Annotated in this window: 24 protein-coding genes; 10 read left to right on the forward strand and 14 right to left on the reverse strand. The window is 64.6% G+C overall.

The features are described 5' to 3' along the window. Nucleotides 1–32: 32 nt before the first annotated feature. The 6 genes from G9408_RS04085 to G9408_RS04110 all read right to left on the reverse strand — a co-directional run bounded on the left by G9408_RS04085 (nt 33) and on the right by G9408_RS04110 (nt 5,864). Nucleotides 33–1,874: an acetyl/propionyl/methylcrotonyl-CoA carboxylase subunit alpha gene (locus G9408_RS04085; protein ID WP_168452793.1), complete on the reverse strand. Its 1,842-nt coding sequence runs from the start codon at nt 1,872–1,874 to the stop codon at nt 33–35. Continuing rightward, nucleotides 1,871–2,368 carry an endonuclease domain-containing protein gene (locus tag G9408_RS04090; RefSeq protein WP_168452794.1) on the reverse strand — a complete coding sequence of 166 codons (498 nt, stop codon included), beginning with the start codon at nt 2,366–2,368 and terminating at the stop codon, nt 1,871–1,873. Before G9408_RS04090 ends, G9408_RS04085 begins: the two co-directional genes overlap by 4 nt. A 94-nt stretch (nt 2,369–2,462) precedes the next feature. Continuing rightward, nucleotides 2,463–4,061, reverse strand: a complete 1,599-nt coding sequence (locus tag G9408_RS04095; protein WP_168452795.1) for a carboxyl transferase domain-containing protein — start codon at nt 4,059–4,061, stop codon at nt 2,463–2,465. Further along, the gene (locus G9408_RS04100) at nt 4,058–4,330 is read right to left on the reverse strand and encodes a hypothetical protein (RefSeq protein ID WP_210423243.1); all 273 of its coding nucleotides are present in this window, start codon (nt 4,328–4,330) and stop codon (nt 4,058–4,060) included. The genes G9408_RS04095 and G9408_RS04100 overlap by 4 nt, the downstream gene beginning before the upstream one ends. A gap of 17 nt (nt 4,331–4,347) precedes the next feature. Then, nucleotides 4,348–4,698: a hypothetical protein gene (locus G9408_RS04105; RefSeq protein ID WP_168452797.1), complete on the reverse strand. Its 351-nt coding sequence runs from the start codon at nt 4,696–4,698 to the stop codon at nt 4,348–4,350. After that, nucleotides 4,695–5,864, reverse strand: a complete 1,170-nt coding sequence (locus G9408_RS04110) for an isovaleryl-CoA dehydrogenase (RefSeq protein WP_168452798.1) — start codon at nt 5,862–5,864, stop codon at nt 4,695–4,697. The genes G9408_RS04105 and G9408_RS04110 overlap by 4 nt, the downstream gene beginning before the upstream one ends. A 98-nt stretch (nt 5,865–5,962) precedes the next feature. On the opposite strand from G9408_RS04110, the gene G9408_RS04115 reads away from it, so the two are divergent. The 5 genes from G9408_RS04115 (at nt 5,963) to G9408_RS04135 (ending at nt 11,901) form a co-directional block, all read left to right on the forward strand. After that, nucleotides 5,963–6,865: a LysR family transcriptional regulator gene (locus G9408_RS04115; RefSeq protein ID WP_168452799.1), complete on the forward strand. Its 903-nt coding sequence runs from the start codon at nt 5,963–5,965 to the stop codon at nt 6,863–6,865. Between the two features lie 81 nt (nt 6,866–6,946). Further along, the gene (gene cysD / locus G9408_RS04120; RefSeq protein WP_168452800.1) at nt 6,947–7,852 is read left to right on the forward strand and encodes a sulfate adenylyltransferase subunit CysD; all 906 of its coding nucleotides are present in this window, start codon (nt 6,947–6,949) and stop codon (nt 7,850–7,852) included. Further along, entirely contained in the window at nt 7,852–9,753 is a 1,902-nt protein-coding gene (gene cysN / locus G9408_RS04125; RefSeq protein ID WP_168452801.1) for a sulfate adenylyltransferase subunit CysN, read from the forward strand. The genes cysD and cysN overlap by 1 nt, the downstream gene beginning before the upstream one ends. Nucleotides 9,754–9,755: 2 nt before the next feature. Then, entirely contained in the window at nt 9,756–10,505 is a 750-nt protein-coding gene (locus tag G9408_RS04130; RefSeq protein WP_168452802.1) for a 3'(2'),5'-bisphosphate nucleotidase CysQ, read from the forward strand. 256 nt (nt 10,506–10,761) lie between these two features. Then, nucleotides 10,762–11,901 carry a zinc-binding dehydrogenase gene (locus tag G9408_RS04135; RefSeq protein WP_168452803.1) on the forward strand — a complete coding sequence of 380 codons (1,140 nt, stop codon included), beginning with the start codon at nt 10,762–10,764 and terminating at the stop codon, nt 11,899–11,901. A 60-nt stretch (nt 11,902–11,961) separates the two neighbouring features. On the opposite strand, the gene G9408_RS04140 is transcribed toward G9408_RS04135, so the two are convergent. The 4 genes from G9408_RS04140 to G9408_RS04155 form a co-directional block, all read right to left on the reverse strand. Further along, on the reverse strand, nt 11,962–13,116 hold the full coding sequence (locus G9408_RS04140; protein ID WP_168452804.1) for a cell wall hydrolase: 1,155 nt from the start codon (nt 13,114–13,116) through the stop codon (nt 11,962–11,964). A 9-nt stretch (nt 13,117–13,125) separates the two neighbouring features. Beyond that, nucleotides 13,126–14,046 carry a cysteine synthase A gene (cysK, locus tag G9408_RS04145; RefSeq protein ID WP_168452805.1) on the reverse strand — a complete coding sequence of 307 codons (921 nt, stop codon included), beginning with the start codon at nt 14,044–14,046 and terminating at the stop codon, nt 13,126–13,128. Continuing rightward, a complete protein-coding gene (locus G9408_RS04150) occupies nt 14,043–14,711 on the reverse strand; it encodes an RBBP9/YdeN family alpha/beta hydrolase (protein ID WP_168452806.1) in 669 nt (222 codons plus the stop codon). The genes cysK and G9408_RS04150 overlap by 4 nt, the downstream gene beginning before the upstream one ends. Before the next feature lie 124 nt (nt 14,712–14,835). Further along, nucleotides 14,836–16,149, reverse strand: a complete 1,314-nt coding sequence (locus G9408_RS04155; RefSeq protein WP_168452807.1) for an MFS transporter — start codon at nt 16,147–16,149, stop codon at nt 14,836–14,838. Between the two features lie 129 nt (nt 16,150–16,278). Here G9408_RS04155 and G9408_RS04160 point away from each other — a divergent pair, with 129 nt between their 5' ends. Both G9408_RS04160 and G9408_RS04165 read left to right on the forward strand, forming a co-directional pair. Continuing rightward, nucleotides 16,279–18,000, forward strand: coding sequence for a DUF885 domain-containing protein (locus G9408_RS04160; protein WP_168452808.1), 1,722 nt, complete (start codon nt 16,279–16,281; stop codon nt 17,998–18,000). A 21-nt stretch (nt 18,001–18,021) separates the two neighbouring features. Then, the gene (locus G9408_RS04165; protein ID WP_168452809.1) at nt 18,022–18,174 is read left to right on the forward strand and encodes a hypothetical protein; all 153 of its coding nucleotides are present in this window, start codon (nt 18,022–18,024) and stop codon (nt 18,172–18,174) included. On the opposite strand, the gene G9408_RS04170 is transcribed toward G9408_RS04165, so the two are convergent. Continuing rightward, nucleotides 18,164–19,465, reverse strand: a complete 1,302-nt coding sequence (locus tag G9408_RS04170; RefSeq protein ID WP_168452810.1) for an RsmB/NOP family class I SAM-dependent RNA methyltransferase — start codon at nt 19,463–19,465, stop codon at nt 18,164–18,166. The two genes, G9408_RS04165 and G9408_RS04170, sit on opposite strands and share 11 nt — an antisense overlap. Before the next feature lie 57 nt (nt 19,466–19,522). On the opposite strand from G9408_RS04170, the gene G9408_RS04175 reads away from it, so the two are divergent. After that, on the forward strand, nt 19,523–19,732 hold the full coding sequence (locus G9408_RS04175; RefSeq protein ID WP_120218181.1) for a DUF1674 domain-containing protein: 210 nt from the start codon (nt 19,523–19,525) through the stop codon (nt 19,730–19,732). 20 nt (nt 19,733–19,752) lie between these two features. Here G9408_RS04175 and G9408_RS04180 read toward each other — a convergent pair whose 3' ends face one another. The 3 genes from G9408_RS04180 to G9408_RS04190 all read right to left on the reverse strand — a co-directional run bounded on the left by G9408_RS04180 (nt 19,753) and on the right by G9408_RS04190 (nt 22,638). Beyond that, entirely contained in the window at nt 19,753–20,307 is a 555-nt protein-coding gene (locus G9408_RS04180) for a cytochrome b (RefSeq protein ID WP_168452811.1), read from the reverse strand. A gap of 14 nt (nt 20,308–20,321) precedes the next feature. Beyond that, complete coding sequence (locus G9408_RS04185) at nt 20,322–21,101, reverse strand: SapC family protein (RefSeq protein WP_120216324.1); 780 nt, start codon at nt 21,099–21,101, stop codon at nt 20,322–20,324. A 112-nt stretch (nt 21,102–21,213) separates the two neighbouring features. Next, nucleotides 21,214–22,638, reverse strand: coding sequence for an FAD-binding oxidoreductase (locus G9408_RS04190; RefSeq protein ID WP_168452812.1), 1,425 nt, complete (start codon nt 22,636–22,638; stop codon nt 21,214–21,216). Nucleotides 22,639–22,814: 176 nt separating this feature from the next. On the opposite strand from G9408_RS04190, the gene G9408_RS04195 reads away from it, so the two are divergent. Both G9408_RS04195 and G9408_RS04200 read left to right on the forward strand, forming a co-directional pair. After that, on the forward strand, nt 22,815–23,339 hold the full coding sequence (locus tag G9408_RS04195; protein ID WP_168452813.1) for a hypothetical protein: 525 nt from the start codon (nt 22,815–22,817) through the stop codon (nt 23,337–23,339). 112 nt (nt 23,340–23,451) lie between these two features. Further along, a complete protein-coding gene (locus tag G9408_RS04200; protein ID WP_168452814.1) occupies nt 23,452–24,861 on the forward strand; it encodes a DEAD/DEAH box helicase in 1,410 nt (469 codons plus the stop codon). The last annotated feature ends 6 nt before the right edge of the window (nt 24,862–24,867 follow it).

Below are 24,867 nucleotides of genomic sequence, written 5' to 3' on the forward strand. Positions count from 1 at the left end.
TGAAACAAGTTCAGGGTGACGAAGAACAGAATTTAGTCGTCGCTCTTCTCGATCTTCACCAGCAACGCCTCGACCTGCACCTGCGCGCCCGCCGAGGCATTAAGCTCCGCCACCACGCCGTCGAACGGTGCGGTGAGACTGTGCTCCATCTTCATCGCTTCGAGCGTGAGCAGCTTCTGGCCCTTGGTCACCGTGTCGCCCGCGGCGACATCGACAGCAATGATCTTGCCGGGCATGGGGGAGAGGATCGCGCCGTCGCCAGCTGCTCCGCCCGCGCCGCCCGCAGCACGCCAAGGCGTCAGCTGCCACACCGAACCGCCCTCGGCGACGAGCATTGCGGGCGCGGGCTCGTCGGCCCCGGGGCCGTGGAGGTCGACCTCGACGCGCTTGCCATCGAGCAGGAAGGGCGCGCTGCGCACGTCGGGCGCGTTGAGACGGAAGCCCGATTGCAGCGAGCGCGGCGTCATCGCCATTGCAGCGTTGGTGAGCGCTTGCGCCGACGGTTCAGGCTCCGCCGTCATCGCATCACCGTCGCGGCCGATCAGGCCGGTGTCGACGGTACCCGCGACGAAATCGGGGTGGTCGAGGGCGTTGATCAGGAAAGCTGAATTGGTCTTCACCGGCCAGATAGCGCTGTCCTCGAGCATCTCCGAAAGTAGCTCGCGCGCTTCGTCGCGATCCTCGCCCCATGCGATGACCTTGGCGATCATCGGGTCGTAGAAGGGCGACACCTCCGCGCCTTCATAGACGCCGGTGTCGACGCGGCCCATATGTTCAGGGAGCTGGAACAGTTCGAGCGTGCCGATCGAAGGCAGGAAGCCCTTGGCGGGGTCCTCGGCGTAAAGCCGCGCTTCCATCGCCCAGCCGTTGATTGATAACTCCTCCTGCGTCAGCGGCAGCGGCTCTCCGCTCGCGACGCGCAGTTGCCATTCGACGAGATCGACTCCGGTAATCTCCTCGGTCACCGGATGCTCGACTTGCAACCGCGTGTTCATTTCCATGAACCAGATGCGGTCGGCGCGCAGGCCTTCGCTGGCGTCGGCGATGAACTCGATCGTCCCCGCGCCGACATAGTCGACCGCCTTCGCCGCGCGCACCGCAGCGGCGCAAAGCTCGGCGCGCGTCGCTTCGTCCATGCCGGGGGCAGGGGCTTCCTCTATCACCTTCTGGTGGCGCCGCTGGAGCGAGCAGTCGCGCTCGAACAGATGGACGACATTACCGTGGCTGTCGCCGAAGACCTGCACCTCGATATGGCGCGGGGTGAGGATATATTTCTCGATCAGCACATGGTCGTTGCCGAACGACGCCGCGGCCTCGCGCTGGCACGAGGCGAGCGCGTCGGCGAAGTCCGCCGCGGCGTCAACCTTGCGCATCCCCTTGCCGCCGCCGCCCGCGACCGCCTTGATGAGGACGGGATAGCCGATCTGGCCTGCCTGTTCGGCGAGGAACGCGGGGTCCTGATTCTCGCCCATATAGCCCGGCGTCACCGGCACCCCGGCGTCGGCCATCAGCTTCTTGGCGGCGTCCTTCAGCCCCATCGCAGTGATCGACGAAGGCTTGGGCCCGACCCAGATGAGCCCGGCGTCGGCAACCGCCTGCGCAAACTCGGCATTTTCTGAAAGGAAGCCGTAGCCCGGATGGATCGCCTCGGCACCGGTGGCTTTCGCGGCGGCGATGATCTTCTCACCGACCAGATAGGATTCGCGCGCGGGCGACGGCCCGATATGCACCGCCTCGTCGGCCTCGCGCACATGGAGCGCCTTCGCATCGGCGTCCGAATAGACCGCAACGGTCCTGATGCCCATCTCGCGCGCGGTGCGGATGATGCGGCAGGCGATTTCGCCGCGATTGGCGATGAGGAGGGAATTGATCATGCACGATCCTCCCCGGAACGGGGAGGGGGACCATCCGTAGGATGGTGGAGGGGCCGCAAGCTATCGGCCAAGGCGAGGATGGACTGCGCGGTCGCCGCCGCATCCCTCAAAACGTCAACAGCCGCTATTCGCACGATGCGCCATCCTCTCTCGTTCAAAATCTTGTCGCGCCTTGCATCTCGTTCTGGGCGATCGTCAAAATCATGCGCCAGTCCATCAACCTCGACGAGCATCCGAATCTCGACACATGCGAAATCGGCAATATAGTCGAGCACGGGAAACTGACGCCGAAATTTCAGTCCGGTGCGCTTGCCGCGGAGCTCGCGCCATAACAGCCCCTCAGGCAACGTCATTGCCCGCCGCAGCTTGCGTGCGAGCTTAACCGTCTTTTCAGGCGCACCCAAAGTCCGATGCCGCACCCGTCCCAAATCCTCCCCGGAACGGGGAGGGGGACCGCCCGAAGGGTGGTGGAGGGGCCGGGCGCTATCGGTCATGCACACGCTCTAGATGGCGAGGTTTCGACCCCTCCGTCACCGCTTCGCGGCGCCACCTCCCCGTTCCGGGGAGGAAGTTGATCGCCCGTACCCATCACATCCGGAACACGCCGAACCCGCGGTCCTCGACCGGGGCATTCAGCGTTGCGGCGAAGGCCAGCCCCAGCACGTCGCGCGTCTGCGCGGGGTCGATGATGCCATCGTCCCAGAGCCGCGCGGTCGCGTGGTAGGGGTTGCCTTCATCCTCATATTTCTGCCGGATCGGCGCCTTGAAGGCTTCGGCCTCCCCAAGCGTCCATTTCTCCGCATCGCGGTGCACCGTCGCCAGCACGCTCGCCGCCTGCTCGCCGCCCATCACCGAAATCCGCGCATTGGGCCAGGTGAACAAAAACCGCGGCGAATAGGCCCGCCCGCACATGCCGTAATTGCCCGCCCCGAAGCTGCCGCCGATCAGCACGGTGATCTTCGGAACCGTTGCCGTGGCAACCGCCGTCACCAGCTTTGCGCCATGCTTGGCGATCCCCTCGGCCTCATATTTGCCGCCGACCATGAAGCCGCTGATATTCTGGAGGAAGAGCAGGGGGATGCGGCGCTGCTGCGCCAGTTCGATGAAATGCGCGCCCTTGACCGCAGATTCGCTGAACAGCACACCATTGTTCGCGAGGATCGCGACGGGGATGCCCCAGATATGCGCGAAGCCGCAGACGAGCGTCGCGCCGTAATTAGCCTTAAACTCGTGAAACTCGCTGCCGTCGACGATGCGCGCGATGACCTCGTGCACATCATAGGGCGCGCGGACGTCGTCGGGGACGACGCCATAGATTTCCTCGGCGGCATATTTGGGCGGGCGCGGGGTCTTCATCGGCACCTCGAAACCCTTGTCTTCGCCCAAGTGGCTGACGATGTCGCGGACGATCGTCAGCGCATGTTCGTCATTCTCGGCGAGGTGGTCGACCACGCCCGACTTCTTGGCGTGGAGGTCGCCGCCGCCAAGATCCTCGGCGCTGATCTCTTCGCCCGTCGCGGCCTTGACCAGCGGTGGCCCGGCGAGGAAGATCGTACCCTGATTGCGCACGATGACGGTTTCGTCGGACATTGCCGGTACATAGGCGCCGCCCGCGGTGCAGCTGCCCATGACGCAGGCGATCTGCGGGATGCGCCGCGCCGACATATTCGCCTGATTGAAAAAGATGCGCCCGAAATGGTCGCGGTCGGGAAACACCTGATCCTGATGCGGCAGGTTGGCGCCACCGCTGTCGACGAGGTAGATACAGGGCAGCCGGTTCTCGAGCGCAATTTCCTGCGCGCGCAAGTGCTTTTTGACGGTCAGCGGATAGTAAGTGCCGCCCTTCACCGTTGCGTCGTTGCACACGATCATGCACTGGCGCCCCGACACGCGGCCGATGCCGCAGATCAGCCCGGCGCCCGGCACTTCGCCATCATAAAGGTCATTGGCTGCCAGCTGGCCGATCTCGAGAAACGGCGAACCGGGATCGAGCAGGCGTTCGACGCGCTCACGCGGGAGCAGCTTGCCGCGGCTCGTGTGCCGCTCGCGCGACTTTTCATTGCCGCCGAGCGCCGCTTCGGCGACGCGCGCGCGCAAGTCGTCGGTCAGCGCGCGATTATGCGCGCTGCGGGTGCGATATTCGTCGCTGTCCGCGTTGATGCTGGTGCCAAGGACCGGTGCGCTCACTGTACAGATTCTCCCTGCATATCGTCCGGACGATCCGGTTTATCCTTCTGGATCAGATAGCGATAGACGCCGACCATATTGATGATCAGCAGTGCGATATTCTGCCACCCGATGCCTTCGCTGTCGGGGTTCAGGAAACCCCATATGATCAGCGCGATGCTGGCGGTGACAAAGATAACGAACGCCCAGCCGGTGTGTCGGCGGCCAAGGTTGAGCGAGACGATCAGCGCCGCGAGCGTCGACGCGCCGGCGCCGTAATATTGTAGCATATCAAGCAAGCCACCGCTCACCCGCTGCCGCCGATCAGTGCGAACACGCCCGAAAGCGTCAGGATCGGCCAGCCAATATGCTGCCCGCGGGTATAGAGCGCGTCGGCGAGCCCGACCGCGACCCACGCCGCGCCGACCAGCTGGATCAGCGCGCGCGGTGTCCCCGGCCATACCACCGTGGCCGCTGACACCAGCATCAGCAGCGACATCGCGTGCCAGGCGAAGCGAAACACGCGGCGCGCGAGGAGGACCGCCATGATGCCCTGATCGAGTTCGAGCAGCGGCCGGATCAGCCGCTTTTCGCCCAGTGCGCCGTGCACCAGCGCCGTCGTCGCCATGAAGGCCGCCGACAGCCAGAGCCAGATCATGCGCCGGCGCCGATGAGTTCGCGGCCGATCAGCATGCGGCGGATCTCGTTGGTCCCCGCGCCGATGTCGAGCAGCTTGGCGTCGCGCCAGTAGCGCTCGACCGGCCAGTCCTTGGTATAGCCCGCGCCGCCGAGCGCCTGGATCGCTTCGCCCGCGACCTTCACCGCATTCTCGCTCGCGAGCAGGATCGCTCCCGCGGCGTCGAAGCGCGTCGTCTGCCCGGCATCGCACGCCTTGGCGACGTTATAGACATAGGAGCGCGCCGACTGGAGCATCACATACATGTCGGCGACCTTGGCCTGCATCAGCTGGAACGACCCAATCGGTTTGCCGAACTGCTTGCGTTCACGAACATAGGGAATGACGGTGTCGAGGCACGCCTGCATGATGCCAAGCTGGAGCCCGGCGAGCACGACGCGCTCATAGTCGAGCCCCGACATCAGGACGCCGACGCCGCCGTTCTCGGGGCCCATGACCTGTTCTTCGGACACTTCGCAGTCGGTGAACACCAGCTCGGCGGTCGGCGAACCGCGCATCCCGACCTTGTCGATCTTTTGCCCGATGCTGAACCCCGGCATATCCTTTTCGATCAGGAAGGCGGTGATGCCGCGCGACCCGGCCTCGGGGCTGGTCTTGGCATAAACGACCAGCGTGTCGGCATGGCTCGCGTTGGTGATCCAAAATTTGGTGCCGTTGAGGACATAGCCGCCCTGAACCCGCTCCGCTTTCAGCTTCATCGATACGACGTCGCTGCCCGCGCCCGCTTCGGACATTGCCAAGCTGCCGACATGCTCGCCCGAAATTAGCTTGGGCAGGTATTTCGCTTTCTGTTCGGCATTACCCCAGCGGCGGATCTGGTTGACGCACAGGTTCGAATGCGCGCCGTAGGACAGGCCGATCGCACCCGATGCCCGCGATACCTCTTCGACCGCGATGACATGTTCGAGATAGCCGAGGCCGAGGCCGCCAGATTCTTCCTCGACCGTGATGCCGTGGAGCCCCAGCTCACCCATCTGCGTCCAGAGTTCGTCACGCGGGAACCAGTCGTCGGCGTCGGCCTTGGCGGCGAGCGGGGCGATCTGTTCGTCGGCGAAGCGGGCGGTGGTGTCGCGGATCATGTCGGCGGTTTCGCCGAGCGCGAAATCGAAATCGGGGGTGGCGCGCATGGGGGACCTATCGGTTGAGGAAGGACAGGCGCGATACTGCCCGATTTGTCCAGCATATGGAAATTGAAAGGCCGATAGATTTCGCATAAGTAAAATCTATGATAAAGCGCGCGCATATTCGCCAGTTCCTGGCCGTCGTCGATGCCGGCAGCTTCACCCAAGCCGCTCTGCGAATCCGCGTGACGCAACCGGCGCTGTCCGCCGGGGTCGCCGAACTGGAAAAGCTGACCGGAGCGCCGCTTTTCATCCGCAACCGGCGCCAGATCCGCCTGACCGAGGCGGGCGGGCGCTTCCTGCCAATCGCGCGCGACCTGGAGCGCGGTTTCAAGGCGGCTGATGATTTCGGCCGCGATAGCGACCGGTCGGTGACCGAGCTGAAATTCGGCGTGATCCGCTCGGCGCCCGCCGAGTTGTTGCAAGCGATCATCGCTGCCTTGCGACCCGGCTTTGCCATCGAAATCATTGAAAACAGCGATTCCGAGCTGCGCGCCGCACTCGGCAGCGGGCGGATCAACATGGCGCTGGTGCCGCTGCGAACGGGCGAGCAAGGCGCGCATGTGGTCCCGCTCTATGACGAGCCGCTCGCCATGTTCATCGCGGCAGATCATCCGCTGGCGGGGCGTATCGCGGTTGGTCCCGAGGAATTGGCCGCCGAAACGATGATCGCGCGCCGCGCATGCGAATTTCTGGGCGCGACGAGCCGCTTCTTCACGCGCCACGGCGTCCGCCCCCGCTTTGCCCTGCGCAGCGAAAGCGACGAGCGCTGCCTGCGCATGGTCGCAGCAGGGATCGGCATCACCACCGCGCCGGTGTCGCTGGCGATCGAAGGCATCGTCCCGCTGAAGGTTACGGGTTATGATTTCCGGCGCGAGCTGGGGCTGCTCGTCGACCCGGCATGGGCGTCGCTACCCGATGTCGATCCGCGGCTGGTGCATGCTCGCGAAATGGTGAGGGCCATTGCCGCCGATTGGCGCCGGACACGGGTCGACGCCGCGGCATGAGGTCGCCCGCACAAGTCTGGCTTGTACGGGCAAAAGGCCATACAGCTTGATCGTCCTGAGACGCGGAGGCAAGGGCGGGGCATGATCGATACGCTGACCCATCTCGACCGGCTCGAGGCCGAGAGCATTCATATCATGCGCGAAGTGATGGCCGACGCGGCCAAGCCCGTGATGCTCTACAGCGTGGGCAAGGACAGCGCGGTGATGCTGCATCTCGCGCGCAAGGCCTTCTATCCCTCGCCGCCGCCGTTCCCGTTGCTCCATGTCGATACGACGTGGAAATTCAAGGCGATGTACGAATTGCGCGACCGGATGGCCGCGGAATCGGGCATGGAACTCATCGTCTATCAGAACCCGGAAGCCAAGGAGCGCGGGATCAACCCGTTCGACCATGGCCCGCTGCACACCGACATGTGGAAGACCGAGGGGCTCAAGCAGGCGCTCGACCTACACGGCTTCGACGTCGCCTTCGGCGGCGCGCGCCGCGACGAGGAAAAGAGCCGCGCCAAGGAGCGCATCTTCTCGTTCCGCACCGCGAGCCACGGCTGGGATCCCAAGAAGCAGCGGCCCGAACTGTGGAACCTCTACAATGCGCGCAAGGCGAAGGGCGAGAGTATCCGCGTCTTCCCGATCTCGAACTGGACCGAGCTCGACATCTGGCAATATATCGCGCGCGAGAATATCCCGATCGTGCCGCTTTATTTCGCCGCGCCGCGCCCGACGGTGGAGCGCGACGGCTTGCTGCTGATGGTCGACGATGATCGTTTTCCGTTGAAGGACGGCGAGGTGCCGGTCGAGCGATCGGTGCGTTTCCGCACCCTCGGCTGCTATCCCCTGACGGGCGCGGTCGAGAGCGAGGCATCGACGCTAAGCGAAGTCATTCAGGAAATGCTGCTGACGACCACCAGCGAACGGCAGGGCCGGATCATCGACAAGGATGGCGGCGATGCATCGATGGAGAAAAAGAAGCAGGAGGGGTATTTCTGATGGCCGACCCTGTTTACGTCACCGACGCACTCATTGCCGAGGACATCGACGCCTATCTCGCAGGGCATGAGAAGAAGTCGCTGCTGCGCTTCATCACCTGCGGCTCGGTCGACGACGGCAAATCGACGCTGATCGGGCGGCTGCTTTACGACAGCAAGATGATCTTCGAGGACCAGCTTGCCGCGCTCGAAGCCGACAGCAAGCGCGTCGGCACGCAGGGGCAGGAGATCGACTTTGCGCTGCTCGTCGACGGCCTCGCCGCCGAGCGCGAGCAGGGGATCACGATCGACGTCGCCTACCGCTTTTTCACGACCGAGAAGCGTAAGTTCATCGTCGCCGACACGCCGGGGCACGAACAATATACGCGCAACATGGTCACCGGCGCCTCGACCGCCGATCTTGCCGTCATCCTGATCGACGCGCGCAAGGGCGTGCTCACCCAGACGCGCCGCCACAGCTTTCTCGCGCACCTGATCGGCATCAAGCATATCGTGCTCGCGGTGAACAAGATGGACCTTGTTGGTTACGACAAGACGGTGTTCGAGCGCATTTTGCTGAGTTATCGGGCGTTTGCGAGCGAGATTGGCATCACCAACTTCACCGCGATCCCGATCTCGGGCTTCAAGGGCGACAATATTACCGCGCTGTCGGACAATATGCCTTGGTTCAAGGGGCCCGCGCTGATCGAGCATCTCGAGAATGTTGAGATCGGCGCCGCCGCCGATGAAGCCAAGCCGTTCCGTCTGCCGGTGCAATGGGTCAACCGCCCGAACCTGGATTTCCGCGGCTTCTCGGGTCAGCTTGCGAGCGGCAAGGTTCGCCCCGGCGATGCCGTACGCATCCTGCCGAGCGGCAAGACGACGACGGTCGACCGCATCGTCACGCTCGGTGGCAATCTCGATGAAGCCGTCGCGGGTCAGTCGGTGACGCTGACGCTGGCCGACGAAGTCGATTGCTCGCGCGGTGACGTGATCGCTGCCGCCGACAATCCGCCCGAAGCCGCCGACCAGTTCGAGGCGACGCTCGTCTGGATGGCCGATGAGGCGATGATCCCGGGGCGCGCCTATTGGCTGAAGCTCGCGACGCAGAGCGTGTCGGCAACGGTGCAGGCGCCGAAATATGAGATCAACGTCAACACGCTCGACCATCTCGCGGCAAAGACGCTCGACCTCAACGGTATCGGTGTCGTCGAGCTGTCGACCGATAAGCCGATCACATTCGAAGCCTATGGCGACAACCGCACGCTCGGTGGCTTCATCCTGATCGACAAGCTCACCAACGCGACCGTCGCCGCGGGCATGCTGCACTTCAGCCTCCGCCGCGCCCAAAATGTCCATTGGCAGGCAAGCGACGTCGACCGCGACATGCGCGCGAACCTGAAAAACCAGCGCCCCGCGCTGCTCTGGTTCACCGGCCTGTCGGGATCGGGCAAGTCGACGATCGCCAATCTGGTCGAAAAGAAGCTGCACCGGATGAACCGGCACAGCTTCCTGCTCGACGGTGACAATGTCCGGCATGGGCTGAACCGCGACCTCGGGTTTACCGAGGCCGACCGGATCGAAAATATCCGCCGCGTCGGCGAGGTTGCGAAGCTGATGACCGATGCCGGGCTGATCGTCATCACCGCCTTCATCTCGCCCTTCCGCGCCGAGCGGGAGATGGTGCGCGCGATGCTGCCCGCGGGCGAGTTCATCGAGGTGTTTATCGATACGCCGCTCGCCGAAGCCGAACGCCGGGACGTCAAAGGCCTCTACAAAAAGGCGCGCGCCGGGCAGCTCAAGAATTTCACCGGGATCGACAGCCCCTATGAGGCGCCCGAGAATCCCGAAATTCGTATCGACACAACTGCGATGACGCCCGAGGAAGCCGCAGACCTGATCATTGATCGCTTGCTGGGATAGACATGACCGCGGGGGAAAGCGACGAGCAACTGGCCGAACGGCTCGCGACCACAGCGGGTGCGATCCTGCTCGACCTGCGCGCGCTCGGAGAGTTTGAAGGCAAGGCGCTGGGCAAGGCGGGCGATGAGCAAGCGAATGCGATGCTGTGCCGCGAAATTCGCGCCACACGCCCCGGCGACGCGCTCTTGTCCGAAGAGGAAAAGGACAACCTCGCGCGCCGGAATAACGCGCGCGTGTGGATCATCGACCCGCTCGACGGTACGCGCGAATATGGCGAGGGACGCGACGACTGGGCGGTGCATGTTGCGCTCGCTGTCGATGGCGTGGCGACGGTCGGCGCGGTGGCGCTGCCCGGGCTCGGCATCACGCTGACCTCAGGCGCGCCGGTTCCGCTCCGCCCCGCGAACAGTCCGCTGCGGATGCTGGTCAGCCGTACGCGGCCCGCTGCCGAAGCGGTGTTTGTTGCCGAAAGGGTCGGCGCAGAACTGGTCGGCATGGGGTCGGCAGGGGCAAAAGCGATGGCCGTCGTGCGCGGTGAGGCCGACATCTACCTCCACACCGGTGGCCAATATGAGTGGGACAATTGCGCCCCGGTCGCGGTTGCGCAGGCGGCAGGGCTGCACGTCAGCCGCGTCGATGGATCGCCGATCCGCTACAATAAGCCCGACACCTACCTGCCCGATTTGCTGGTTTGCCGGAAGGAGCTGGCGGGCGAGGTGTTGCGACTGGCGGCGGGGTTTGAGGCCGCATAGCTTGGCGTTTCATCGCTGAAACATCTGGTTTCTACCTACAGTCGCCGTCGCCCCCGCGAAGGCGGGGGAAGCTGGCGGTTTACGCAGCGACGAAGGACAATGCCGGTTGCGGCCCCCGCCTTCGCGGGGGCGACGGTTTATTGGAACGGCCGCTTTCCGACACAAGGCAGACGACACGTTCGACGGTTTGCGATTGCCAGCTTTGATGAGGCATTCTAATCCGTTTCATCCAGAAACCGAACACGGGAGACCTGCGATGACCGACCTGCCTGAAACAAACCTCACCATGCTGACGCTCGTGAAGCCCGAGGGCCAGCTCGAGGTGTCGCTGGCGCGGCGGCCGATGCCGACCCCCAAGCCGCATGAGGTGCTGGTGAAAGTGCTGGCGGCGCCGATCAACCCGTCGGACCTCGGCCTGTTGTTCGGCGGCGCCGACATGTCGACGGCGCGCGCCACGACGCAGGACGGGCTGCCCGTGCTCACCGCCGATGTGCCGCGCGCGGGAATGCGCGCGATGGCGGGACGCGTCGGCGAAGCGATGGCGATCGGCAACGAAGGATGCGGCACCGTCGTCGCGGCGGGCACATCGCCCGAAGCGCAGGCGCTGATTGGCAAGACCGTCGCGCTGCTCGGCGGTGAGATGTACGCCGAATATCGCTGCCTGCCGGTGCAGATGGTCATGCCGCTGCCCGACGGGACCGACCCCGCCGACGGTGCGTCGTGCTTCGTCAATCCGCTGACCAGCCTCGCCTTTACCGAGACGATGCGCATGGAAGGCCATAGCGCGATCGTCCACACCGCAGCGGCGTCGAACCTGGGCCAGATGCTCGTCAAGATTTGCGCGAAGGACGGCATCCCGCTGGTCAACATCGTGCGCAGCGACGCGCAGGTCGACATATTGAAGGGCATCGGGGCGCAATATGTCGTCAACAGCAGCGCTGACGATTTCATGGACCGTCTGATCGACGCGATCGTCGAGACGGGCGCGACGATCGGCTTCGACGCAACGGGCGGCGGCAAGCTGGCGGGACAGATCCTGACCGCAATGGAAGCCGCTGCGGTCAAGAAGATGACGACATACAGCCGCTATGGGTCCGACGCGTTCAAACAGGTCTATATCTATGGCGCTCTCGACTTGTCGCCGACGACCTTCTCGGCGCGCAGCTTCGGGCTGACCTGGGCGCTCGGCGGCTTCCTGCTGACCCCCTTCATGGCGAAAGCGGGGATGGAGGTCGTCGGCCGGATGCGCAAGCGCGTGGTCGACGAGCTGACGACGACGTTCAAGAGCCACTACAGCCACGAAGTTTCGCTGATCGGCGCGCTCGATGTCGATACGGCGCAGGCCTATAATGCGAAGCGTACGGGCGAGAAATATCTGATCAAGCCGCATGGGTAGGGCACGGGGCGGTTCGACCGATAGTCGCCGTCGCCCCACCCCTAAGCAGCCACCCGCATCCTACCGCTTCATGCACTGCCGCACATCGTCGCGCTTATATTCGCTGCAATTCCACAGCGCCTTTTCGAACCCGGCCTTGTCGTCGCGGAGGTAGGAAAAGCTCATCGCGGCGCGCTGCGTGTCGCTCATCGAGTCGCTGTCGGGTTTCAGGACCGGGTTGGTCCAGCCCATGAACTTGCAATAGGGCTTGTCGCCGCACAGGCGCAGCGCGGTGGTGACGAAGCTTTCGGGCGCCGCCCTGCGGTCGAGCTGGGTGTAGATGGTGTCGCGGCCTGCGCTTTCGCCCGCACCTGCCACGACGCGCGCTTCGCCCACCGCGGCATTGGCATCGACGCCGGTCGCGAGCTCGGTCGGCAGTCCGAGCGCCATCGCATGCAGCGGCGAGATAGCGGCGAGCTTTGCGACCGGCCCGTCGCCGCCTGAGACGGCGCCGCGGAAGGCGCCGGGCGTGCCCCAATAGCCCGGCCAGCGGAAGAACAGATGCGTGTCGACGATCGCGATCTTTTCGAGGCTGTCGCTCCAATAGGGGCGCACCCAGTCGGTGTGATAGTGGGTTGCGAGCCCGACGGGCGGGTAGGTTCCGCCCGACAGCATCAGGTCGGCGTTGTTGCGCGCGCGCTGCCATGCCGCGTCCGAATAGCGCCGGCTTAGCGCGCCGTCGCAGGTGAAGGTGAACTGGCAGCCGGTGACGCGTTCGGAGCCCTGAAATACCACCCCGCAGATCGATTTGGGGAAGGCGGGATGGCGGGCGCGATTGATCACCACCTGTCCGACCGCCTGCTGCCCCCTGGCGTCGTCGCCCGCTTCGTAGATCATCGCGGCGGCGAGGCAGTCGCGTGCGCGCGCCTTGGCATCGCCATTTCCGGCGTAGATGAAGGGGCGCGGGGCAATGAAGCCCTTTGTGATCAGCGCGATGCGCGCGTTGGCAGCGCGGGCGTCGTCCTCTGCGACCGGGGCGAATTCCATCGGCAGCACGTCGGGGACGACGTCGGCAGGCGGCGCGACCGGGTGCGGGCGTGCGGCCAAGGCCCGCTCGGAGCTCCGGTCGCTGACATAAAGGACGAGCGCGATCGCGGCCGCGGCCAGCAGCACGAACAGCCAACCGGACCAGTCGCGCCATATTGGCCACGCTGCTTGATCGCCATCGGGGCGCATGAACCGGACTCAGATCTCCGGCAGGAAATCGGGGACCGACAGGTAGCGCTCGCCGGTGTCATAGTTGAAGCCGAGCACGCGGCTGCCGGGCGGCAATTCGGCAAGCTTCTGCGCGATCGCGGCGAGGGTGGCGCCCGACGAGATGCCGACGAGCATGCCTTCCTCCGTCGCGGCGCGGCGGGCGAAATCCTTCGCCGCGCCAGCGTCGACCTTGATCACCCCGTCGAGCAGGTCGGTGTGGAGGTTGCGCGGGATGAAGCCCGCGCCGATGCCCTGGATCGGGTGCGGCGCAGGCTGGCCGCCCGAGATGACCGGCGAGGCTTCGGGCTCGACCGCGAACACTTTGAGGTTCGGCCAATGTTGTTTGAGGAACTGCGCGGTGCCGGTGATGTGGCCGCCGGTGCCGACGCCGGTGATCAGCACGTCGATCGGCGTGTCATTGAAATCGGCGAGGATTTCAGGGCCGGTCGTGCGGACATGGACGTCGATGTTCGCTTCATTTTCGAACTGCTGCGGCATCCACGCGCCGGGGGTCGTCTCGACGAGCTCGATCGCGCGCTCGATCGCACCCTTCATGCCCTTTTCGCGCGGGGTCAGATCAAAGGTCGCGCCATAGGCGAGCATCAACCGGCGGCGCTCGACCGACATGCTTTCGGGCATGACGAGGACAAGCTTGTAGCCCTTGACCGCGGCCGCCATCGCGAGGCCGATGCCGGTGTTCCCCGACGTCGGCTCGACGATGGTGCCGCCTGCCTTCAGGCTGCCGTCGCGTTCGGCTGCCTCGATCATCGCGAGGCCGATGCGATCCTTGATTGATCCGCCGGGATTGCTGCGTTCCGACTTCACCCAGACTTCGGCGCCCGGAAACAGCTTGGCCAGACGGATGTGCGGCGTGTTGCCGATGGTATCGAGGATCGAATTGGCTTTCATGATCGGTGCGCTCTTTCGTTGAATTCGAAACGCGGGTCGCGGCGGACGCGGTTTGGCCAGTCGCCGGCGCGGAGCCAGCGGGCCTCGTCCGCCAGCACCGGCGTCGGCGCGGGTTGTAACGAGGCGAGCAGATACTGTCCATAAGGCCAGTCGCCGATGCCCGAGTCGGCGTTGATATGGCCGAAGGGACCGGCGTTGACGAACCGCGCGTCCCAATGCCGCGACAGGCGCCAGACATGCGCGGTTTTCGCGTAGGGATCATCGTCGCTGGCGACGACGATCATCGGCGTCTGTGATGACAGCGCGGGCGAATCGGCAAAGCCCGCGATGCGATGATTGCGGCGCAGCTGCGTCAGGTCGGGCGGGGCAACGAGCAGCGCGCCGACAATGCGGTCGCGCGCGACGCTGCTCGCCCCCGCGAACCAGTGGGCAAAAGCGTGACAGCCGAGGCTGTGCGCGACGATCAGGACCGGATCGGGTTCAATGCCGATCGCGTCGGCGATCCGGTCGACCCATAGGTCTTTGTCGGGGGCATCCCATTGCCCAAGCTCGATGCGCTCGCATCGCGCGAAGCGGCGTTCCCTCAAGCTTTGCCAGTGGGTCGGGCCGCTCTTGTTGAGGCCGGGGATCGTCAGGATTTTGTGCTGGATAGTCAGGTGATGCATGGCGGTCGCTCCATTTTAGGGGGAGGGGGAGCCGCGGTGACGGGTGTAGGCAAAATAACTCAATTAAAATAATTGACAATAGTGGATAGATAGACCGATGGGCAAATGCGTTGAACCGATTGCGCTAATGCGTCTGCTGTTTGAATTGCGGTTCAAAGGTTCGGGCGCGCCGCAGTTCGGGGAATATCCATGCCCAAAGCGCCGTGACGCCGATCGCAGCGACGCCGCCGACGACGATCGCAGGGATCGGGCCGAAGGCCGCCGCCATCGATCCGGCGCGCATCTCGCCAAGCTCGTTCGACGCCGAAATCGCTAGCCCCGACACCGCGCTGACACGGCCGCGCATATGGTCGGGGGTGTTGAGCTGGATCAGCGTCCCGCGGACAAAGACCGAGAACATGTCGGCGGCGCCCATCAGCACGAGCAGGCCGAGCGAGAGGAAGAAGTTGGTCGAAAAGCCGAAGGCGACGGTCCCGGCACCGAAGGCGGCCACCGCCCACAGCATCTTGACCCCGACGTTGCGTTCGATCGGGCGGACGGCGAGCCCGAGCGCGACGATCGCGGCCCCGACCGCCGGGGCGGCGCGCAGGAAGCCGAGCCCTTCCGAACCGGTCTGCAAAATGTCGCGCGCGAACACGGGCAGCAGCGCCGTCGCACCCGACAGGATGACTGCGAACAGGTCGAGCGTGATCGTGCCGAGCAGAAAGCGCTCGCGCCAGGTGAATTGCAGTCCGTCGGCCATCTCGCGCAAGGGGTGGCGGCGGACCTCGCTGGGCGGCGGCAGCACCGGGCGCACGCGGCTGATCGTAAAGGCCGAGACGGCAAGCAGAATGGCGGAAAAGACATAGACCGACGCGGGATGCGCGGCATAGATCAGCCCGCCCGCAGCGGGGCCCACGACCGATGCCGACTGCCACGCGATGCTGCTCATCGCGATCGCGCGGGGCAGGACGGCGGGCGGGACGATGTTCGGCGCGATTGCGCTCATCGCGGGACCGACAAAGACGCGCGCGACGCCGTGCAGCGCGGCGAGGGCAAAGAGCAGCGGCAGGGTCAGGCCGTCCGTCCAGGTGTACCAGCCGAGCAGGACCGCGATGGCGAGGTCGATCATATTGGCAAAGATCGCGACCTTGCGCCGCTCGAACCGGTCGGCGACCCAACCCGCCACCGGGGTCAGGATTGCCAGCGGTATGAACTGGACCAGCCCGAGCAGGCCGAGCTGGAACGAAGCCTCGCGGATCGACATGCCGTAATCGGTGCGCGCGGTGTCATAGAGCTGGTACCCGATGACCACGACCATCGCCATCGTCGCCATCACCGCCGTGAAGCGCGCCAGCCAATAATAGCGATAATCAGGAAAGCTGAGTGGGGACGGCGTTTTGGGCGTCGCGTCCGGCAGGACCGGTTCTACACCTTCGGGGGGAGGGATCGTCGCCATTGCGCTTCGCCCTAAACGGCTTTTTGTCGCTGTCCAGAGGGGTTGCTGGTGCCGTTCGTCGATTATCGGATGTCAATGGCCAGCAGGAATGCCAGTAACAGGCTGCTGGGAATACAGGGAGATAGCCGAATGACACGCAAATTTACCCGTTTTGGCGGCGCGGCCATGGCTGGTGCACTGTTGGTGCTGACCGCGTGCAACGCATCGGACAACAAGTCCGCGACCGCGCCGAGCGCAGCAAGCTGGACCGAATTTCGCGACCAGTTCCTTGCTGGTTATTTCCCGCTCAATCCGAATTTCGCGGTTTATCAGGGCAAGCATGAGTTTGACGGGCAACTGCCCGACTGGTCGCCCGAAGGGCTGGAGAAGCAGGCGGCCTATCTGGAAAAGGCGATCGCCGACGCCAAGACGTTCGACGGCGCGATGACCGACGCCGAAAAATTCGAGCGCGACTATCTGGTCCATGTCGCGCAAGGCCAGCTGTTCTTCCTTCGCGACACCGATTTTGCGCAGAAGAACCCGGCCTTCTACACCGACGCGCTCGATCCCAATGTCTATATCGCACGGCCCTATGCCGATGCGACGACGCGGATGAAGGCGTTCATCGCCTATGCCGAGAAAGTCCCGGCAGCCGCCGCGCAGATCAAGGCGAATTTGAAGCTGCCGCTGCCCGCGACCTTCGTCAAATATGGTACCGCCGGGTTCGGCGGCTTCGCTGATTATTACACCGGCGACGCCAAAGCCGCCTTTGCCGAGGTCAAGGACGCCGCGCTGCAGAAGCAGTTTGACGAGGCCGCCGCCAAAGCCGGTGCGGCGATGAGCGACCTTGCCAAATATGTCGGATCGCAGCCGGGTACGCCCGACGGCTATGCGCTGGGCGCCGACAAATTTGCGAAGATGATCCTGACCAACGAGGGCGTCGATACCCCGCTGGACGAGCTGGAGCGCATCGGACAGGCCGATCTCAAGCGCAATCAGGATGCGCTGAAGGCCGCCTGCGCGACCTATGCCGCGGGGATGACGATCGGCGACTGCATGAAGAAAATGGGCGCCGACAAGGCCGCCGACGGTCCGGTCGCCGAGGCGCGGCGCCAGTTGCCGACGCTGCGGGCGTTCCTGATCGAGAAAGATCTGGTGACGATTCCGGGTACCGAACAGGCCAAGGTCGAGGAATCACCACCGTATAACCGGCAGAACAGCGCCTATATCGACATTCCGGGGCCTTATGAAAAAGGGCTGCCATCGGTCTATTACATCTCGCCGCCCGACCCGGCGTGGGACAAGGCAACGCAGGATGCGTTCGTCCCCGGACGAAAGGATCTGATGTTCACATCGGTCCACGAAGTGTGGCCGGGCCACTTCCTCAACTTCCTCCATTCGAACCGTGCGGAGAGTATCTTTGGCAAGCTGTTCGTCGGCTATGCCTTTGCCGAGGGCTGGGCGCATTACACCGAGGAGATGATGTGGGAAGCGGGGCTGGGCGAGGGCGATCCCGAAACGCATATCGGTCAGCTGTCGAATGCGCTGCTACGCAACTGCCGTTACCTCTCCGCGATCGGCCTTCACACCAAGGGGATGACCGTCGCGGACTCCGAAAAGCTGTTCAAGGAGCAATGCTATCAGGATGAGGGCAATGCACGGCAGCAGGCGGCGCGCGGTACCTATGATCCGCTGTACCTCAACTACACAATGGGCAAGCTGATGATCCGCAAGCTTCGCGAAGACTGGACGAAAGGCGACCGGACCAAGTGGAAGGCCTTCCACGACGAGTTCCTCTCCTACGGCGGCCCGCCGATCCCGATGGTACGCGCGGCGATGATGAAAGAGGATGCGCCGAAGGCGGTGTTCTGAGGGTGACAATGCGACGGGAGGATGATCATCCTTGAGCGAGAGCCGCTTCCTCTTCCTCGTCATCCCGGCGAAGGCCGGGATCTCACCCTGTCGTCGAACCGCACCGGCGAGATCCCGGCCTTCGCCGGGATGACGTTTCAAAACGCCGACGCGGTCACGCCGTTTAGCCCGTAGGCGCGCGCAGCCGGGCGACAAAGAAACCGTCGAGCCCGCCAACATCACCGAGGACGCCCGGCAGCGTGCGGACGAACCCGCTTGCGTCGGGTGTCACCGCATCTGGCAGTTCATCCGCCTGCACGGGATCGATCCGCCATGTCGGGTGATGCGCGAGAAAGGCTTCGATCTGCTCCTCGCCCTCGGCGCGTTCAAGCGAACAGGTGGCGTAGATCAGCGTACCGCCGGGCTTCAGCCAGCCCGCGGCGCGCGCGAGCAATTCGCCTTGCAGCACCGCCATTTCGTCAATCTGGCGTTGCTCGACCCGGTGCAGCACGTCGGGGTGTCGGCGGAAGATGCCGGTCGCCGAACAGGGCGCGTCGAGCAGCACCGCGTCAGCCGCCTCTGCGGGCGTCCATGACCGGATGTCGGCCTGCACGATATCGGCGGCCAGCCCGGTGCGCGTCAGATTGGCGCTCAGCCGTTCCAGCCGCTTCGCGCTGGAATCGACCGCGACGACATGCCAGCCAGCGGCCGCCAGCTGCATCGTCTTGCCACCGGGGGCCGCGCACAGGTCGAGCACGGTGCGTCCGTCGCCGGAACCGAGCAGCCGTGCGGGCAGGCTGGCGGCCAGATCTTGAATCCACCAGCCGCCTTCGCGGTAGCCCGGCATCGCCTCGACCGCCTGGCCGCGCGGCAGGCGTCGATGGCGCGGTGCGAGCGACACGGCATCGGGCCATTCGTCGGCGCCCGGTTCTGCGGCGAAGCTAAGGTCGATCGGCGGCGGCGAACTCCACCCGGCCTCCGCCGCTTCGACGATCGCCAAACTCCATTGTTCGGCCCATCGTTCGGCGGTGGGCAGCGGCAGGGTGGCGCGGTCGGGGAGCTGCCAATCGTCCTGCTGCGCTCGCGACAGGATCGCGTGGACCAGTCGGCGCGGGCCGCCCGCGACGAGCGGCAGCGCGGTCGCCACCACCGCATGCGCAGGGCTTTTGAGCACGAGCAACTGCGCCAGGGCGATCCGCAAGACGGCGCGCGATTTGACGTCTTCGGGCAATGTCTGCGCGGTCGCGCTGTCGATCAGCGCATCGATATCGACCATCCACCGCAAGGTTTCGGATGCGATCGCCACGGCAAAGGCGCGGTCGGCGCCGGTCAGACCCTGCGCCGCGGCATGCATCGCGACGTCGAGTGAATCGCCGCGGCGCAGGATGGCGTCGACCAGCCGCAGCGCAGCGCGGCGCGGCGCGGTGCCCGGGGGATCGGGCTCATGTCCCCCGCGCTGCCTGGGGCGCCGCGAGCGATCAACCATGACGATATTCGGCGAGGCTGGCGTGATGCATGAAAAATCCTATATATGATGCGCGTTATGACTGACCGCAGCGAAACAGACACGATCGGCGGAACGCCGCGCGCGGTGCAGCGTCCGGCGCATGTGAAGGCGCCCGCCGAATGGACGGCCAGCCCGGTACCACGCCCCGAACCGATCTGCGAGGAAAAGGCCGAGGATCAGCCCGGCGGTCGCAATCCGGTGCGCTATGGCGACTGGGAGCTGAAAGGGATCGCCGTCGATTTCTGACGTGACCGCAGCCGGGCGCGTCAAATAGGGTTCATCCGCCCCATCAGCCCGTTGCGATCGACAAACTGATGCTTCAGCGCCGCGAGGATGTGCACGGCCGCGAGTCCCAGCATCGCGAGCCCCAACACCTCATGCCGATCGTGCATAACGTCGGCCAGCCCCTCGTTCGCCGCGACGATCGTCGGAATGGTCGCCACCCCGAAAAAGTCGATCGGGCGACCCGCGGCGGACATCCAGACCCAACCCGACAGCGGGAGCAGGATCAGCAACGCGTAGAACAGGAAATGCACGACCCCGGCGAACAGTCGTTGCCAGGCTGGCGTCTTCGTCGGCAGCGGCGGCGGTTTGTGGCCGAGCCGCCACAGGATGCGGACGATGGTCAGCCCCAGAACGGCAATGCCGAGCGCCTTGTGCACATCCATCGCCGCACGATGCGTTTCGCGCGGCATGTCTTCGGTCAGCATGGCAAGGCCAATATTGGCGATCACCGCCAGTCCGATCAGCCAGTGAAGCCAGATGGCCACCCTGGTGTAACGCGAACCGGCGGTGCCGGTGGTTTCTGCCCGGGTAGCCATAGCTTTTACGCTCCTCAGATCGCGGGCATTTCCTGCATGTCCGGCACCTTGCCAGCTTTGACCTGTTCGGCAAAGACTTCGCGCATCAGTTGCAGCGAGAAAAGATGCGCAAAGATCAGGCCGAGGATGCCGTTCTGCATCATCTTGCGCAGCACGTCGCCGCGCAGTTCGCGCAGCTTGTTCTCGTCGACCATCTGGAAACCGCGATAGATATAGGGCTTGTCGACGCCTTCCTGCTGGATGCTGACTTCGCCTTCCATCAGCAGGTCGGCCTTTTTCAATTCTTCCATGAACAGACCGGTGCGCTGGCCCGCTTCTTCGAAATTCTTGCAGAATTCGAGGATCGCCTCGACCGGCTGGGTGGGCTGGCCGTTTTCGAACAGCGCATCGCCTTCGTCGAACTTGCCGATCGCGTTCGAGGTCGGATCAAAGCACAGCGACAATTCTTCCGAACCCTGCTGCAGCCGGGCCAGCATGAACGGATAGCGGCGCACATAGGCAGGAACATAGACCGGGTTGATCAGCTTGCCATTGTCGTCGACGAAGGTGTTCACGCCTTCGTTCAAGCCCATCAGCGCCAGCGGCACAGGATTGTCGCCCGCCGAAAAGACGATGGGGAAAAAGCGGCACGCCGAAACAAACTCGTCCGACGTCAGCGGAACCGCGTGCTGGTTGATCAGGAAATCCGCATTGTCCATCGGACGCGCGTGGAAATCGGCATGTTCGACGCTCGAAAGCGGCATCAGATCCTTGTAGAACAGCGGCAGGTTGGAAGGGGCGGGCGCAGTGGCCATGACAAAACTCCGGTAGGACGCCCCGACCAGCCGGGACGCAAAAGATAACAGCGCGCCTTATTGACCCGCGCCGCGCGGCGCAAGGGGGCGATGATAGGCGGCGGTTACGGCATCAGCCGATCAGCTTGCCGGGATTGAAGATACCCGCCGGGTCGAGGCCGGCCTTGATCGCGCGCAGCGCGGCCAGTCGCGCAGGGCTGTCGAGTTCGGCCATGACGTCGCGTTTCAGCTGGCCGATGCCATGCTCGGCGGACAGCGAACCGCCGAGTTCGATGACATGCGCATAGACGAGGCGGCTGACCCCGGCGCCATGCTCGGCCAGCCACGCCGCGCCGTCGGTCCCCACCGGCGGCTGGACATGATGGTGGACATTGCCATCGCCAAGATGCCCAAACGACAGCGCGCGGGCGCCGGGGAAGGCCGCGGCCAGCCGCGCCGGGTTGTCGGCGATGAAGGTCGGCATCAGGTCGACGGGGACGCTGACGTCATGCTGCAGCGCCGGCCCCTCGGCGCGTTCGGCCTCTGAAATGGAATCGCGCAGGCGCCAGAAATCGTCGCTTTCGCGATCGCTTTTGGCGATCACGACGTCGCTGATCAGCCCCGCATCGATCGCAGCGGCGAGTTGGCGTTCCAGCGCATCGCTCAATTCCTGTTCATTGTCGCCCGCGAGTTCGGCGAGCACATACCAAGGATGCGGCGCGGCAATCGGGGCGCGGGTTTGTGGAATGTGGCGCAGCACCGCATCCAGGCAGGCGTGCGGAATGATCTCGAACCCTTCAAGTTCGCGTCCGATGCTGGCGTCGAGCTGGCGAAGCAGGCGTAGCGCCTGTTCCGGCGAATCGATCGCGATCCAGGCGGTGCAGCGGGCGATCGCCGCTGGAACGAGGTGCAGCGTCGCAGCGGTCACGATGCCAAGCGTACCCTCCGCACCGCAGAGCAGATGCCGCAGGTCGTAGCCGCGATTGTCTTTCTTGAGCGGCGCGAGGCCGTCAAAGATGCTGCCGTCGGGCAGGACCGCCTCGACCCCCGCGACGAGCGCGCGCATCGTGCCGTGGCGCAGCACCTGCGTGCCGCCGGCATTGGTCGACACCAGGCCGCCGATCGTGGCGGACCCCTTGCCGCCGAGGGTCAGCGGAAAACGCAGCCCGTGCGCAAGCGCGGCATGATGAAAGGACTCCAGAATGACGCCCGCCTCGGCCACCGCAATCTGCGCTGCGGCATCGATGCTGCGGATCCGGTTCATGCGGCGCAGGCTCAGCAGCAGCTGGTTGCCGCCGGAGTCGGGGGTTGCGCCGCCGACCATGCCGCTATTGCCGCCCTGCGGCACCAGCGCCGCCCGTTCCGCGGCGCACAGGCGCACGATCGCCGCGACATCTTCGGTCGACGCCGGCGACAACATCGCCGCGGCGCGTCCGGTATATTTGCCGCGCCAGTCGGTCAGCCAGGGCGCCATGCTATCGGCGTCGGTCGTATAGCCCTTCGGTCCCAGCAACGCCGCCAGACGAGCGAGCAGATCGGGCGATGGCCCGTGGCTCATGCCTTGTTTTCCCACCTTGCGGCGGCGCGCGGGCGAATATAGTTCATTTGATGTTCAATCATGGCTGTTATGGCGGGGTTGGATGAATATCGAATTATCGTCCAGAGGGTTTGGACGCGGGAGCGACGAGTGACCAGCAATTTCGATCAGGACGCCGAAGGAGCGGCAGCGCGCTGGTGCTGACGGCGGCGGCCCTGTGGATTGCGGCGGCAGCCCCGGCGAGCGATGCTTTGCCGCCGGTCGCCGCGCCCGAACCGCTGGTCGCCTTGACCGCGCCGACGCCCGAACAGATCAGCGCGTTCTGGCAGGTGGTGATCGAACAGCAATTGATCATTCGCGTTCCGGCGCAGCGTTCGCAGCTCAACAATTTCGCCGCTGGACCGATGCCGTCGCGGCGCGCGACCGAAATCCCGATCGTCTGGAAAGAGAAAAAGGCGCCCAAATGTGTGGCCATGCGCAACATCATGGGGATGCAGGCGACCCAGCGCGACAGCATCGACATCATCACCCGGCAGAAGCAGCGGCTGCGTGCGCAGCTCAATCGGGGGTGCCGGGCGCTCGACTTCTATGCCGGTTTCTACATGCAGGGCAGCAAGGACGGTAACTTGTGCGAGGATCGCGATCAGATCCACGCGCGAACCGGCGCCAAATGCGAAATCGACAAGTTTCGCTTGATGGTTCCGGTCCGCGACGACGATTGATCGCGCATTTCGTCGCCATTTCTTGACTTTTCATCGCCATTTGCCCAAGGCCCGCGCAGCGCCGCCTGCGTGGAAGGCTGAGCGTCACCTCTTTTTCCGGACATGATGCCACATGAAATTTGCCGAGATCGGCCTTTCCGACGAACTGTTACGCGCCATCGACGAGTCGGGCTATGACGAAGCGACGCCGATTCAGGCGGGGGTGATCCCCTCGGTCTTGATGATGCGCGACATTATCGGCATCGCCCAGACGGGTACTGGAAAGACCGCGTCGTTCGTTTTGCCGATGATCGATATCCTGGCCCACGGTCGCGCGCGCGCGCGGATGCCGCGTTCGCTCATCCTCGCGCCGACGCGTGAGCTCGCGGCGCAGGTGGCTGAAAATTTTGAAAAATACGGCAAATATCACAAGCTTTCGATGGCGCTGCTGATCGGCGGGGTTCAGATGGGCGATCAGGTGAAGGCGCTCGAAAAGGGCGTCGACGTGCTGATCGCGACGCCGGGCCGCCTGATGGACCTGTTCGAGCGCGGCAAGATTTTGCTGACCGGTTGTAACCTGCTGGTGATCGACGAAGCTGACCGCATGCTCGACATGGGGTTTATCCCCGACATCGAAAATATCTGCACCAAATTGCCTGCGAACCGTCAGACCCTGCTGTTTTCGGCGACAATGCCGGCGCCGATCAAGCGGCTGGCCGACAAGTTCCTGTCGAACCCGAAAACGGTCGAAGTCGCGCGCCCGGCGAGCCGGAACGAGAATATCGAGCAGTTTCTGGTCAAGACGTCGGAACGTGGCAAACGTGACGTCTTGCGCGGCTTGCTCGAAGCCGAGGACGTCAACACCGCGATCATCTTTTGCAACCGCAAGACGACGGTGCGCGAACTCGCGAAAGTGCTCCAGCGCTCGGGCTACAGCGCGGGCGAGATCCAGGGCGACATGGACCAGTCGAGCCGCACTGCCGAACTCGAGCGCTTCAAGAACGGCACGATCAACATCCTCGTCGCCTCCGACGTCGCGGCGCGCGGGCTCGACGTCAAGGGGGTCAGCCATGTGTTCAATTTCGACGCGCCCTGGCATCCCGACGATTATGTCCATCGTATCGGCCGCACGGGGCGCGCTGGCGCCAAGGGCCGCGCATTCACGCTGGCGACCCCGTCGGATGACGAGGCGATCGACAATATTCAGAAACTGACCGGCTATAAAATTCCGGTCCATGGTGGTGATGCCGTCTCCGCCGACGACGCCCCTGCGGCACCGCGTGAAGCGGACGACAAGCCGCGCCGGGCGCGCTCGGAGCGTGGTGGCCGTGGTCGCGGCGGCGCGAAAATTGACAAGGTTGCGGAGCAGCCGCGCAACGAAGCCAAATCCACCCCGGCAAAGGCGACCAAGTCGCGCGACGATCGCAAGTCGGCCGCGCCGTCAAAGCCGAAACCTGCGCCGCGGCACGACGATCAGGATGGCCCCGACGACGGTTGGAACGGCCCGACCCCAAGCTTCCTGTCCGTCGGTTTCGGAAGCTAAGGGATA

The organism is Sphingopyxis microcysteis, from assembly GCF_012274265.1.
In the GTDB taxonomy this organism is placed as follows: Bacteria; Pseudomonadota; Alphaproteobacteria; order Sphingomonadales; family Sphingomonadaceae; genus Sphingopyxis; species Sphingopyxis microcysteis.

Excerpts from the sequence above, each read along its gene's own strand:
- G9408_RS04085 (WP_168452793.1), bottom strand. The coding sequence starts at position 1,874 with ATGATCAATTCCCTCCTCATCGCCAATCGCGGCGAAATCGCCTGCCGC.
- G9408_RS04090 (WP_168452794.1), bottom strand. The coding sequence starts at position 2,368 with ATGACCGATAGCGCCCGGCCCCTCCACCACCCTTCGGGCGGTCCCCCT.
- G9408_RS04100 (WP_210423243.1), bottom strand. The coding sequence starts at position 4,330 with ATGCTACAATATTACGGCGCCGGCGCGTCGACGCTCGCGGCGCTGATC.
- G9408_RS04105 (WP_168452797.1), bottom strand. The coding sequence starts at position 4,698 with ATGATCTGGCTCTGGCTGTCGGCGGCCTTCATGGCGACGACGGCGCTG.
- G9408_RS04110 (WP_168452798.1), bottom strand. The coding sequence starts at position 5,864 with ATGCGCGCCACCCCCGATTTCGATTTCGCGCTCGGCGAAACCGCCGAC.
- G9408_RS04115 (WP_168452799.1), top strand. The coding sequence starts at position 5,963 with ATGATAAAGCGCGCGCATATTCGCCAGTTCCTGGCCGTCGTCGATGCC.
- cysD (WP_168452800.1), top strand. The coding sequence starts at position 6,947 with ATGATCGATACGCTGACCCATCTCGACCGGCTCGAGGCCGAGAGCATT.
- cysN (WP_168452801.1), top strand. The coding sequence starts at position 7,852 with ATGGCCGACCCTGTTTACGTCACCGACGCACTCATTGCCGAGGACATC.
- G9408_RS04130 (WP_168452802.1), top strand. The coding sequence starts at position 9,756 with ATGACCGCGGGGGAAAGCGACGAGCAACTGGCCGAACGGCTCGCGACC.
- G9408_RS04135 (WP_168452803.1), top strand. The coding sequence starts at position 10,762 with ATGACCGACCTGCCTGAAACAAACCTCACCATGCTGACGCTCGTGAAG.
- G9408_RS04140 (WP_168452804.1), bottom strand. The coding sequence starts at position 13,116 with ATGCGCCCCGATGGCGATCAAGCAGCGTGGCCAATATGGCGCGACTGG.
- cysK (WP_168452805.1), bottom strand. The coding sequence starts at position 14,046 with ATGAAAGCCAATTCGATCCTCGATACCATCGGCAACACGCCGCACATC.
- G9408_RS04150 (WP_168452806.1), bottom strand. The coding sequence starts at position 14,711 with ATGCATCACCTGACTATCCAGCACAAAATCCTGACGATCCCCGGCCTC.
- G9408_RS04155 (WP_168452807.1), bottom strand. The coding sequence starts at position 16,149 with ATGGCGACGATCCCTCCCCCCGAAGGTGTAGAACCGGTCCTGCCGGAC.
- G9408_RS04160 (WP_168452808.1), top strand. The coding sequence starts at position 16,279 with ATGACACGCAAATTTACCCGTTTTGGCGGCGCGGCCATGGCTGGTGCA.
- G9408_RS04165 (WP_168452809.1), top strand. The coding sequence starts at position 18,022 with ATGATCATCCTTGAGCGAGAGCCGCTTCCTCTTCCTCGTCATCCCGGC.
- G9408_RS04170 (WP_168452810.1), bottom strand. The coding sequence starts at position 19,465 with ATGGTTGATCGCTCGCGGCGCCCCAGGCAGCGCGGGGGACATGAGCCC.
- G9408_RS04175 (WP_120218181.1), top strand. The coding sequence starts at position 19,523 with ATGACTGACCGCAGCGAAACAGACACGATCGGCGGAACGCCGCGCGCG.
- G9408_RS04180 (WP_168452811.1), bottom strand. The coding sequence starts at position 20,307 with ATGGCTACCCGGGCAGAAACCACCGGCACCGCCGGTTCGCGTTACACC.
- G9408_RS04185 (WP_120216324.1), bottom strand. The coding sequence starts at position 21,101 with ATGGCCACTGCGCCCGCCCCTTCCAACCTGCCGCTGTTCTACAAGGAT.
- G9408_RS04190 (WP_168452812.1), bottom strand. The coding sequence starts at position 22,638 with ATGAGCCACGGGCCATCGCCCGATCTGCTCGCTCGTCTGGCGGCGTTG.
- G9408_RS04200 (WP_168452814.1), top strand. The coding sequence starts at position 23,452 with ATGAAATTTGCCGAGATCGGCCTTTCCGACGAACTGTTACGCGCCATC.